This is a genomic window from Alteribacter lacisalsi (assembly GCF_003226345.1).
In the GTDB taxonomy this organism is placed as follows: domain Bacteria; phylum Bacillota; class Bacilli; order Bacillales; family Salisediminibacteriaceae; genus Alteribacter; species Alteribacter lacisalsi.
Genome location: NZ_PDOF01000003.1, coordinates 199,634 through 212,461 on the forward strand (window position 1 = coordinate 199,634; position 12,828 = coordinate 212,461).

General features: G+C 49.8%; 9 protein-coding genes. All 9 read right to left on the reverse strand.

Features of this window, described 5'->3' with window-relative positions:
* Window positions 1–70 precede the first annotated feature (70 nt).
* The 9 genes from CR205_RS15965 to CR205_RS16005 all read right to left on the reverse strand — a co-directional run bounded on the left by CR205_RS15965 (window position 71) and on the right by CR205_RS16005 (window position 12,828).
* Window positions 71–1,129, reverse strand: a complete 1,059-nt coding sequence (locus CR205_RS15965) for a glycosyltransferase family 4 protein (RefSeq protein WP_110521147.1) — start codon at window positions 1,127–1,129, stop codon at window positions 71–73.
* Between the two features lie 92 nt (window positions 1,130–1,221).
* A complete protein-coding gene (locus tag CR205_RS15970) occupies window positions 1,222–2,349 on the reverse strand; it encodes a glycosyltransferase family 4 protein (protein ID WP_110521148.1) in 1,128 nt (375 codons plus the stop codon).
* A complete protein-coding gene (locus tag CR205_RS15975) occupies window positions 2,346–3,554 on the reverse strand; it encodes a glycosyltransferase family 4 protein (RefSeq protein ID WP_110521149.1) in 1,209 nt (402 codons plus the stop codon). Before CR205_RS15975 ends, CR205_RS15970 begins: the two co-directional genes overlap by 4 nt.
* Before the next feature lie 41 nt (window positions 3,555–3,595).
* Window positions 3,596–4,654, reverse strand: coding sequence for a glycosyltransferase family 4 protein (locus tag CR205_RS15980; protein ID WP_110521150.1), 1,059 nt, complete (start codon window positions 4,652–4,654; stop codon window positions 3,596–3,598).
* Entirely contained in the window at window positions 4,655–6,562 is a 1,908-nt protein-coding gene (locus CR205_RS15985; RefSeq protein ID WP_110521151.1) for a hypothetical protein, read from the reverse strand. It lies immediately after the preceding gene.
* Window positions 6,563–6,654: 92 nt separating this feature from the next.
* On the reverse strand, window positions 6,655–7,062 hold the full coding sequence (locus CR205_RS15990) for a GtrA family protein (RefSeq protein ID WP_161524807.1): 408 nt from the start codon (window positions 7,060–7,062) through the stop codon (window positions 6,655–6,657).
* The gene (locus CR205_RS15995) at window positions 7,031–8,047 is read right to left on the reverse strand and encodes a glycosyltransferase family 2 protein (RefSeq protein ID WP_110521153.1); all 1,017 of its coding nucleotides are present in this window, start codon (window positions 8,045–8,047) and stop codon (window positions 7,031–7,033) included. Before CR205_RS15995 ends, CR205_RS15990 begins: the two co-directional genes overlap by 32 nt.
* Window positions 8,044–10,695, reverse strand: coding sequence for a YfhO family protein (locus tag CR205_RS16000; RefSeq protein WP_110521154.1), 2,652 nt, complete (start codon window positions 10,693–10,695; stop codon window positions 8,044–8,046). The genes CR205_RS15995 and CR205_RS16000 overlap by 4 nt, the downstream gene beginning before the upstream one ends.
* A 90-nt stretch (window positions 10,696–10,785) precedes the next feature.
* Window positions 10,786–12,828 (reverse strand): glycosyltransferase, encoded by a 2,043-nt coding sequence (locus tag CR205_RS16005; protein WP_110521155.1) that lies wholly within the window; start codon window positions 12,826–12,828, stop codon window positions 10,786–10,788.

The window sequence follows — 12,828 nt, forward strand, 5'->3', positions numbered from 1 at the left end:
TTAACACAGCTAATATAAAAGCGCCCAGCAAAGGATTTCTCTCTTCGCTGCACGCTGTGTATTGTACCATTTACCTTATTGCTCCCACAACTTTCCTTATAATTGAAAGCAGCGGCTGTTTTTTCGAGCCCAGCAGTCCGATCCGTTCGGCTCCAAGTTCAATGGCAACGAGCAGGAGCGCCACAAGCAGTACGGACGTCCAGAGCGCAGTCGCATTAAACAGAATCGCAGAAATCCCGAACAGAGCGCTCATGCCGTAGATCATCAAAACAGTATGCTGATGGGAAAAGCCCATATCCAGAAGACAGTAATGAAGATGTTTTCTGTCAGGCGCATAGATTTTCTGGTTATTCAGCTTTCGCCTGATGATGGCGAAGAGCGTATCAAAAATCGGAATCCCCAGAATCAGAATCGGAATGACAAAGCTGAAAATCGTCACGTTTTTAAACAGGCCGAGCATCGAAATGACAGCGATGGAAAAGCCGAGAAACATCGCCCCGGTATCACCCATGAAGATCTTTGCCGGGTAAAAATTGAACAGAAGAAATCCGAGTGTGGCACCGAGAAGAGCAAGTGACAGGCCGATTACGAGGATCTGCCCATCCATTACAGCCATGAGAAAAATCGTGAACAGGGCGATGCCTGACGTCCCGGCGGCAAGGCCGTCAAGGCCGTCGATCAGGTTAATCGCATTTGTAATGGCAACGATCCAGAGCATCGTAATCGGGATGCTCCACACGCCCAGTTCCACCTGGCCGTAAAACGGGATCGACACCAGTTCGATCATCAGTCCGGACATCACAATACAGAAGGCGGCAAGTGTCTGGACGATAATTTTAGCCTTCGCTGTCAGCGTGTACTTATCATCGGCAAGGCCGAGCAGCACGATCAGCATCGCGCCTCCGGCAATACCCCAGAAATAATCAAGTGAAGGTCCCCAGAAAACCACACCGGCTACGGTACCTGACACAATGGCAAGTCCTCCGAGACGGGGCATGGCACCTTCGTGAATTTTACGATAGTTGGGCACATCTACAGCACCGGTCAGATATGAAATTTTCTTCGCCAGCGGTGTGGCTGAAACGGCTACGATAAATGCGATCGCAAAAATCAGCACATACGTCAACATGCTCTCTCACCTTCTGTGTCTGCTCGACTTGATTACATTTACATTCTTATAAAATAGACGCTGTAACTGCGGACAGGTTTCATGTCTAACCTTCAGGAACCAAGAATCTGGCGGTAAAAAGCGTCAAATGCTTCCTCCTGGCTCTCCCAGTTTGCCTCGTTCTCGAAAAACCTGCGTCCGCTCTGTTTCATCCGATTCAATTCCTCCGGATGGTCTAGGAGCCACGTGATCTGATCGGCTACCGATTGCGGGTCGCCGGGAGCAAATGTGACGCCGGCTTCTGCCTGCTCGATTTCACGCCGGTAATTGGGGAGATCCGAGGCGGCAATAACAATGCCTGAAGCCATATATTCGTACATCTTATTCGGCATACATACCCGGTGGTTAGGTACCGGAAGATAAGGAAGGATTCCGATTGAAGCTTTGTCGATAACCCCTTTGAGCTCCTGATAGGGAACCTGGCCGAGAAAGGTACAGTGCGATTCCAGATTTAGTTCCTCAATTTTTTCAAAAACGGCCTGTTTAAACGAATCACGCTCAAAACGTCCCACAAACATGACGTTTAGGTCCGGGTGTCTGTCAGCTGCAAGCCGGACGCCTTCAAGAAACTCGATTACGCCTCGGATCTGGGTAATACCGCCGAGATACAGTAGCGTTTTCGGCTCCTTGTTTTCCGCCGGCGGATCCGGAAAGTGCTGTCTGAGCGGGAAGTTCTCAAGACGGAGTTTATGCTTCTTCTTATACCGTTCTCCAATATCCTCCGTAGTATAAATGACCCCCGACAAAAAAGAAAGTGCCATTCGCTCGAATAATGTAAAGGAAGCGCGAAAAAACGTCTTTTGCCACGATTTCAGGTACGGCTTGCTCATGATTGCATTCGGATAATGCTCATGAACGTCGAAAACGACAGGCTTCCCTGTAGTCAGCCTGAGCATTACCCCAGCGAGGAGAAGCTCCGGATCGTGAAAATGATACAGATCCGCCTTCTGCTGTCTGGCCTTTTTAAAGGCGCGGAAAATGTTTCTGATCCGATCCCCGGCACCTCGCGAGGCGGGGACCGTAACGATCGGGATATCAAGCGTATTCTGCGCGGGATCCGGCGGTTCAGGTGCCACATAGGTGACCTCGTAGCCCATTTTCACGAGAGACTGAATCTGTTTATGATAGATCCTTCCGTCAAATGCCGGGTGTACTGTCGTCATGACGCAGACTTTAGTCATTTCCGGTCCCCTCCTTTCCTGATGAGACTGCCAAGAGCTGTTTCCAGGGTTCCTGCCAGTTTTCTTCTGCTGTATCGGGCAATCACTCTGTCTCTGAGACCTGACTTCATCCGGGCGATCTGATCGGGATTGTCATGGAGCTCCGCGATCACTTCAGTCAGGGAGCGGGCATTTTCAGGCTCGTAGAAGGCCCCGCCTTCAAGACTCTCTACAATCTCCCTTGCTTCCCCGTCGACACCGATCAGCACCGGCAGACCGCCTGCCATTGAATCAAAGATCTTTGACGGGATGGTGACCGAAAAGAGCTCATGATTGAGCAAGGGCACGAAAGCAAGATCCGCCTCACGGTAGATCCGGGCCATTTCGCCGCGGCTGACGGGCGGCAGAATCGTAACGTTATCCAGCTTTTTTTCTGCAGCAAGCTGTTCAATTGCTTTTCTTCGTGCTCCTTCACCTACAATGACAAAAGATAATCCGGATCTTCCCCTTAGGGATTCTGCCGCTTCAATGAACGTCTCCAGACGCTGGGCCAGACCGATGTTGCCGGCATACACAATCGTCAGTTCGGCATCCTTGCGATCAGGCAGCTGCGTTTCCGGTGCGGTTTCTTCAAGAGCGGCAATACTCACTCCGTTCGTCACCACGGTAATCTTTTCTTCCGGGATCCCGTTTTCCATGAGGATTTTCTTATATCCTTCCGTAACTGTGACCACAAGGTCTGCTTTACGGGCGAGGAAATTCTCCAGTTTCTTCGCTTTCCGGTACGCTTTCTCACTTTTGATCTGGCCGAGAATGCGCGCGAAATCGACCCACATGTCTCTTACTTCAAACACAAACGGCACACCTTTAAGCCGGCTCAGTACATAACCGGCAAGTGCACCAAACAGGTGGGGGTAGGTTGCCACAACCACATCAGGCTTCCGGACAAACAGTCCGTTCACGACTGCGGATATGACAAAGCTTATGTAGTTGGCCAGCCTGTGCCGGCTGCTTTTTTTTGTATCGGGGAATTGCCATCCCCTTCTCACTTCCACCCCATCTTCGTTTTCTTTTTTGAAAAAACGGGCTTTTCTGCCATGGGGGAAGGAGGTGAGCACCGACACATGATGGCCTTTTTCAGACAGCAGCCGGGCCATATCGCCGGCCCGGACTGCCGCTGCACCCGTTTCCGGGCGGTAATGCTGGGTAATGTATGCAATCTTCATGTTTTCCACCTCTGTACGACAACCTAGACACTTGGGTGCAGTCAGCGCACCACCTGAGTGAACATGTCCAGGTATGTCCGGACGACCGTCTCCGGCTTATAGGAAGCAAGTGTCTGTTCGAATCCCGCTTCCGCCAGTTTAAGCGTCCGTTCTTTATGATCCAGAAACTGTAAGGCCTTTGCCGTCATTTCCTCAATATTTTCCGGTTCGTACTGCATCTCGGCAAGCTCTCCGGTCAGAATGGACGGAATCGCCCCTACTGCAGGAAAAAGAACCGGGGTTTTACAGGCAAGAGATTCTATCATCGTCATGCCGAAAGATTCGTTTTTCGACGTGCTTACCGTGAAACCGCCGCTTTTGCCCACCTGATTGTAGAGATGGGGCATCCACTTCTGCTCCGCCCGGGAAATCCACGTCACTTTTTCGGTCAGGCGCTTCCGGGAAAGAACGTCGAGAAATTCATTCACGACTCTGTCACTGGCCGTCTCGCCGCCTGCCATGTAAAAGCGCACGTCATCCCGTTCAGCGAGAAGTCTGGTACAGAAATCAAGAAACAACGGCCAGTTTTTATGCAGATCCAGCTTTCCGATCCACATAATAACCGGTTCATCCGGCACGTCTTCATCAGTGTTAAATGGCCGGAACAGTTCTGTATTTACACAGTTCGGTACAATCTTCACTTTTTCTTCCGAAATCCGGAATCTTTCCTCGAGATAGCTTTTCACATACGAGGAAGGGGTGAGCACAGCTTCGTACCGCTCAGGCGGGACCTCATCCAGGTATTCGATCCGGTGGGATGTGCCGTGAACCTCAAGAATGACCTTCCCCTTAAACTCTGCCTGATCGAGGGCTTCAAAAGCCGCCGGCGTGTCGATGATCACAACGGCATCGTAGTTATTCTCCCTGATGAGACCGGCCAATTCCCCGGGCGTTTCCGTAATGAAAATCCCTTCAGGATTTTTAAAAGCCGATCTGCCTTTATGATCTTTTGTAAACGCGTAATGAGTTGTCACATGTTTGTCCAGCTCTTCCCGGCGGTTGGCAAGCTGGATCGTAACACCGCCAAGAAGCAGATCTCTGTACACGTAAAGGACCTTCATTTATACCCGCTCCTTTGTAATCAGCGGTGTTCTGCGCTTTCGCTGTGAACCGTCTGCTGTGATATCCCGTACGATTTCCTGCCACGAGTACCACTGTTCGCCAAGTGATTCCATCGGCTCGAGCATCTCTCCGTCACGGTTAAACCGGCAGTGGAGCAGCTGTTTTCTTCCCATCTGCAGCATCGAATAGGAAAGGGACTCGGCTTCGTCCTTCAGTGGGATCGTGCAGCCGTCCCATTCCTTCATCACATCCAGCGCCTGATCCTCTCTGCTCACATAACGGACCTTAAAGCGCGCACTTTTAAACGGCACGCTGATTTTTTGAGTGGAAAAAGAGAGGGCTTCAAAATGAATGCCCGGCTGTGCGGACACAACGTTCTCCACTAGCGCCCAGTCTGTGTGAGCCGGATCGTCCGGCATCACAAACCCGATTTTTTCGGGAAACCCAGGAGCCCGGGACTCGGAATCCGCGGTGTCAGATGGGTTTTCCACTCCACCGGCGTATACGATCCGGTCTTCGGTGCTTCCCTTCTGGGTAACACCAGTATACACCTTCGTCATTGCCTGATCTTCCAGATAACGCACAAGCGGCCTGGCGGACTCCTCAGTCCCTGCCACAGTCACAAACACCGTATGAAAGCCAGTCATTTCTGCAGGCCCAATGGTTTTCGCTGCTTTTGCCGATCGGCCCAGCATGTACATCGTCTTTTCAGCAGCTCCAGGCTCATTCAGTTCATCCAGCCAGCCGGCCGGAAGATCATGCTCACTGGTCTGGAAAAAGGCATCGCTGTGCGTATCCGTAACGAGTCCGCCTCCGTCTGGTCCGATGTAGAGCACCGGTATGCCTTCATGAAAAGCAGCGTTTACAAGACCGCTCTCCGGTGAAAACCGCCGGGAGACAGTAAAAAGCTCATTGCCCCATACGACGGCAAGCTTTCCGGAACCCGCCACCCTCTCTTTAAAAGCATGCCACGCTTCCTCGTAAACCGTGTCAGGCTTCTTTTTATCAAGGGGCTTTGAATACACCGTTTCTGCTCTATTTAAAGAAGGAAGCTTCGGCAGCGGTGGTACGGAGATCCCGTGGGAAGGGGTTTTTCCATCTGTATGCTCATCTGTTTCTTCACTGATCTCTTTGTCCGCTCCCTTTTTTGTCTTCCGTTTCATAAAGGCCCAGACGCTCTCTTCGTTCAGCGACTGATTTTTTCGGTGAAGCTGTTCGTTTTCCTGCTCAAGACGGTTTACGTCCTGCTTCAGCTCCTGAACGGTGCCGGCAAGGCTATCATACCTGTCAGCAAGCTTTTGTGCGGTATTGACCGTTTCTTTGATTTCTTTAAGTTTCGGATACACATAATGCTCGTGCATCAGAAGATCCGTCAGCTCTCCCAGCTTCTCTTCGGGAAACGGGGATGGTGTGCTGTTTCTGCCTGCATAGAGAAGGTACTCCCCTTTGAGCACACGGCTGTCGAGGTACTCGAATACACTTCCGAGCCAGTCTGCAGCCGAGAGCACGCGCATTCTGTCAGAAGCACTTTCCCGGTCCAGCTTTCTGGAGACGAGCAGTTTTCCTTTAGGTTTTAAAATGCGGGATATTTCATTGATCAAAGCAAAGCCGGCATTCGATGCATCGTTCAGAATCACAACATCGAACCAGCTGTCCGGAAAAGGAATGTCTGTCCCGGGCAGGTAGATCGTCTGCGACTGCCCGGCTGAGGCCGGGGTATGCGTATAACGGACCGGATCCACGGGCTGTTTCATAGGAACTGCACGTACACCAGTCTCACCATTTCCCCACAATAACGGACTCACAGAGGCCGGGCTGTCGGTAATTTCAATAAAAAGAGAACCTTTTGCTCTTGATGCAAGCCATTCTGCTTTTGATTGTTCAATTCCGGGTAATGACGGCAACATATAACGACCTCCGCTCTTCTGAACTGCAGGCCCGGCAGGTTTCCCCCCGGGCCTTTATGCAGTAACGTTTTTCCTGTTTACTGATTATACCATTATCTGCTGTCACCACGGGTTAATATGGTTCTCGTCAACACAAACGTCAGAATAACGGTAATGGGGAGGAAAATGAACGGAGCAAATTCCTCGGCTATATTTAAAACTTCAACACAGACGATAATTCCCACGTAGTTCAGCGCAAACTGCACAACGTACACAAGAGGAAAGGCAAAGAATTTCTTCAGACTCACGGTTGTTTTATAGACAAATAGCGTGTTCATGAAATACGAGCCGATCATGCTCAGCAGGTAGGCGGCCACAAACGCCGCCTGGTAATGCACATCGAACAGGAGCAGGATGAAATAGATGATATAAAAGTTAATCGTATTCATGACGCCGACTACAACAAAACGGGAGAAAGCCGTATTGATTTTATTGATCAGTTTCGTCATGGGCACGTTCATCGCGATCGTCTCCTTCCGCGTTCTGTTGCGCCTCATGCTCGCTCGGCACATACTCATTCACAAAATAGATGGGCCTTCCCTTCACTTCAAGGAAAATTCTCGCCACATATTCCCCGATAATTCCGAGGGAAATGAGAATCACACCGCTCATAAACAGGACAAGGGTCACAAGGGTCGGAAAACCGGCAACCTGGTTGCCGAGAAAGACCGTCTGTCCAATAATGACAAGCATATAGATAAATGCAAAGAAAGATACGAGAAGACCAAGATAACTGGAAAAGCGGAGCGGAACAAGCGAGAAACTCGTAATCGCGTCAATCGAATACGTGATCAAGCTCGTCAGTTTCCACTTGGATGCCCCTTCTTCTCTGGTACCCTGTTCAAAGTACACCGTTTTCGACGGATAGCCGATCCATTTGAACAGCCCTTTTGAGAACCGGTTGTATTCGCTCAGCTGAAGGACGGAATCGAGTGCCTTCCGGCTTAAGAGAACGAAGTCCTTGTCGCCATCGGCAAACTGCACTTCGTCTCCTGCCAGGCGGTTCATCATGCTGTAAAAGGACCCGGACAGGAGGTGGCGGGCCCTGCTCTGGCCCACCCTTACACTGCTTCTGGCGTGAATCACATCGTACCCTTCCCGATAGGCCGCAACCATGTCGGGAATGAGTGAAGGCGGGTGCTCAAGATCTGAATCCATCACAATGGCAGCGTCGCCCGCAACGTGATCCAGACCGGCTTTCATGGCGCTCTCTTTTCCGAAGTTCCGGCTGAGGTCAATAAATGACACGGATGCATCTGCCGCTTTCAACTGCTTCAGTTTTTCCAGAGTGCCATCGCTGCTCCCGTCGTTAACAAAGATCAGTTCATAACGGATGGAAAGGGAACGGAGAATACCCGTCACTTCCTCATGAAAACGTTCCAGAACCGTTTCTTCGTTATAGGCGGGAATCACGATCGACAATAGCTCTATTTTCTGCTGTTTCATTGTATATCACCTTTGTGCGGGGCCTTCCGGCTCTGCCGTCTGCGATAGACGATGAGCCCAATGAAGCCGCCCCATGCTAGTAAACTCAGTCCAAGTCCGGTGCCGAAGTACGGAGAACGATAGGAAAGCTCGATCTGGTGCTCGCCTTCCGGGAGTACAATGGCCATTAAGCCGCCATTTACCTGGGCAATTTCTGCTGCTTCTCCATTCACTTCCGCACGCCATCCTTCATCATAAGGAACTGCAAGTGTGAGAATTCCCGGTTCCTCGAGATCAACAGATCCTTCCATCCGATTGTTTGAGAACGTAATGTCCGTCATGGCCTGTTCCTGCCTGGCTGAAACCTGATCTTCATATAGTGACGTATCAAGCCTGTAAATCATCATATCACTGATTTCATACACGTTATCAGCGGAAAATTCAATCGTCAGCTCCTGATCAAGGCCGTCGTGGTAACCCAGATTCAAATCAACCTGATTGTGATCACGGTAGGCATGATGCTCACGGTCCTGAGCCCGTGGACGGTGGCCGTCCTCAAGTCCTGCGAACATTGCGTTGACCTGGCCCCTGTCTTCACGCTCCTGATAGAAGGATAGGAAGTACTCCCCCGGTTCTGTTTCATCAAGCTGGACACGGATTTCCCCGTCCTCATGAAACTCCACCGTGATCGCGTCCTCTGACTCGTCAATAAGTTCAACGTTGTCAAAATCCATCATGTCAGTCGTAACCTCAAATGAATCATATTCAAGCTCTTCAGGGGACCATCCTGCGAAATCGTATCCACCAGTATCCGTCTCATTCATCACGGTACCCTGCATCACTGCCTGGTCCTTCAGCGGTGCAGGCAGTTCGTCAAACTGCTCGGGTGTAATCACTGTCTGGACGGCGGTACCAGGCGGCAGGTAAAGCGTGTTTTCATAAAGAATGAAATCCTCTGTTTCAAAAACTTCCTCATATCCGTAAGGAACAAACCCTGCTCCCTGATTCTGAATGGAATACTTGGTCGAAAGCAGCGTTTCAAGGTTAATTCTCTGATCAAAACCTTCCACACGGTTGAAGAATGCCCCATAGGTTCTCACGTTGAACGTCTCCAGCATCGACAGGTAGCCAGGGTTGGCCACTGAGTGGTACCCGTTCATCCCGCGGAAGCCCTGTGCCAGCGCATCGTTCCCGGAACCGGAATGAAACGCCCCCTTACTGATCCGGTAAAAACTGTCGTCATTTTCTTCAATCCAGTCAAGAATTTCGACGGTCCCGTCTTCATAACCGTTTCCAGGCCCATAGTCTTCTGTTGTTGTATAATTCATCATATCCCTGTACTCTGTGCCGTTATACACAAGGTGAACGGCGACGACAGCAAAAAGGAGCCCTTTTACGCCAATGGCCGGAAGTTTCCAGCCAACTCGGTTCAGGACAATGATTCCGGAAAGAAGAACGGCATACCCTGCACCAAAATAAATCTCCTGAGTAAATTCCCCGTTATGGTGGTACATGTAATGTGCCGTTACGGCAAGAAAAACGCCAATCAGGGGAATGTGCCAATACGTCCATTCATCCATTTTATTCAGGCTGACTGCCATAAATAAAACAAAGAAAGCCACGATAATAAAAAACCATCGGTCCGTTTCATATGAAAATCCGTTAAATGCTGACTGCATAAACGGCATGATCATCAGGTAGGACATGAGCACCGTGGATATGGTGTACACTGCCTTTTCACGCCAGGAAATACGAAGCGACAGAATCAGCGGGATAACAAGGAAAGCAAGAATGGTAATTCCAAATGTCCGTCCATCAGCCACATCCAGCAGGATCCGGGTTGTTTTTTCAGGATTGTAAATCAGGAAAAAATCCGGTATCACTGTATCGATCCGTACGTTCGTAAGCACCGTATACGCTGCGGGAAGAAAGACAACAGAGGCCATCACAAGGCCGAGCATGTAGTAAAGCAGGAACCAGCCTGCCTGTACGAAGAAGGCCTTCAGCCTGCCCGTCATCGGTGTAATAAAGAAACGGAACAGGAAATACATCAGGATCATAATCGTAATCATATAAAAGAAATAAAAGTTAGTAAGTGCGATCGTAAATACCATAAACGCAAACAGCAGGTACCTTTTTTCCTTTACTCCGCGATCCATGCTCATTAAAAGGATCGGCAGAAAGACGAACACAGTCGTCCAGAACATATAACGAATGTTCAGGTACACCATCCAGCCGCAGTAGGCGTAAACCACTGATGCCAGAACCGCTGCATACCCCTGGATCTTGAGAGACCGCATATAGTGGTACCACAGAAAGCCGGCAAGCATGATTTTCAGCAGGAGCATCACGAGAAAATAATGCGGCAGGAATGAAGCAGGAAATAGAAGGGACAGATAAAAGAACAGGTCCCCGGTCATATAATAGGCGTAACTGCCCCAGAAATTCGTTCCGATCCCCGTCTCCCACGACCAGAACGGGAAGCCGTCCCCTGCCTTAATCAAGTCGTGGTAATGGATATAAAAGGGGAGGAACTGCTCGTAGGTGTCCCCCAGCCGGATCATGAAGGCACTGCCGAAAATAAAATCCCAGAACAGGACTGTAGACATGAGCGACAGGGTCACAAGAAGAAGCAGTTCATATTTATAAGCTTTCATTCGCTCTAACATAAAATCTTCCTTTACGTATTACAGAATTAAGTAGCGCTTAAACGTGCAAAAGAAAAGCCCATCATAACTGAGGAGCTTTTCTTTTCTATGTTACGCGTTCACCCGGCTCATCTCCAGAATGTGACGGGCAATCTGGTCCGCTCCATTTGAAGTGATTAGTGACTGCGACGCTTCTTTCATCCTTTTGTTGTTTTCTTCATCCAGAACGTGGTTAATTGCTTCAACAAAATCATCCCGGTTCGGGTCTCTCAGTACAACGGCGGCTCCTGCGTCACCGGCAATGTTCGCCCGTGCGACCTGATCGTCTGTCTTTGTGTTCTCGTTTGGAACAAAGATCGACGGAACACCGAAGTACATGAGCTCGTGGAACGTGTTATAACCGGTGGCGGTAATCGCAAGGTCAAACCCGTTGAAATACATGGAGTTCGGGTAGTCACGAAGCGTCATGACTCCCTCTTCAGTAATATTCAGACGCTTGCCGATAATCGATTCCCCAATCACAATAAACACATCATCCCGCTCTTTTAAAGCCGAAACAAGACGTCCGATCGTGGAGTCAATATCATTGATATTTCCCGCACCAAGCTGGATGTAAACGATCTTTTTATCGTCCGATACATTCCAAAGCTGGCGGACGGTTTTGCGGTCGTAAAGTTCATCTTTATCCATATAGATGACAGGCTCGCAGTCAATGATTTTCTGGTCAGCAGCAGGCTCTTCGGCTGCTTCTTTTCCTGCTTCGCCCGGCACCATAATCCGGTCGAAATTGTCCTCGCGCTCCTTAATACGGTCGGTAATTCCATCTTTATGCTGTCCGCGGCGGACCCATACTTTATCCATGCCGTCCGTTTTGTCCATGGATGACACAAGACCGGCGTACGGATAGGCACCATCAAAAACAATCGTTTTCGGCATGTGCAGATCGATTGCCTGGTCGAGCTGATCCTGCAGAAGCGTATTCCACTGCCGTGCTGTTGTTTCCTCAGGGAACAGCATCTTGGAAGGCAGGTGATAGCCGAGAAAGCCTTCCTGTAAGATCAGGTGCATGGCAGAACTTGTAGTATGAAAAATGATTTCTTTATCCGGGTCCTGCTTTTTAACCCGGCGTGCAATTGCAAGCAGGCGGGTCAGATGGCCGAGTCCTGCCCCGTTTGTCGGCACAAACAGGATCGCCTCTTTTCCCGTGTCGATCGGAGACATTTGCGCTGGTACCGGTGTACTTGAAGCAACCTTGTCTGACTTGGAAGTCTTTGTGCGGTTTACGTACAGGCTGCCGCTTTTCGCCCGGCGGTAAATGCCGAACAGACGCTTTGGAAGCATAATCATTTTCACCGGCGACTTCATCGCTTCGATAAAAGCGCTTCCGATCAGATAACGGGCAGAATTGTCATTCTGAAAATGACTGATTCGCTTTTTCAGGTCGTTCGACCGTTTTTGAAGAGCCGCATTCTGGGTGTTCAGCTTTTTAATCTTTTTGTTCAGGGACTGAATGACGCCTTTCTGCTCCTGGAGTTCAAAGCGGTACTCAACGAGCTTCTTGAAATTTTCTTTTTCAAGGAGTGTATCGAGCGATTCGTCCATGGACTGGGCCACAGATACGGAATCCTGTTTACGGAGCGCTCCTTCAAGAATGGTTTCCACCAGGTGGAGCCAGATCTGAAGGTTGCTCTCCTTGATGCCTGACAAATCCCCTTCTTGCTTTTCAAACCGTACAAAGACCTGTTCCTGGTCCGTACGATAATCAATGATTTTGAAGTTTGAAAACCAAGGACGGTTTTGCAGGTGCGACGGAAGATGATAGGACGGGAGAAAGAAAACCATTTCTTCAACAACGCGGCTGTATTCCTCCACTTGCTCAATCATTTCCTGAAAAGATGCATGTTCCGGATCCACAGAGACAATCACCACTTTGGATTGGCCGTGAATGGACGAGGGATCCTCCCCCTGAATGTCGTTTTCTGATTTTTCGATCAGCCTGCCGAGCGGGGCAATGGCATAAGGAGAGAGACCTCTGTCCTTAAGAACAGAGGTGCGCATCTCCTTTCCTTCCCTGCCTTCCAGCCAGCTCTCGAAAAGCTCAAGTGACTCGATCAGTTCCTGTTGTTTATGGTTGGATAAAGAAAGTTTCTGCAT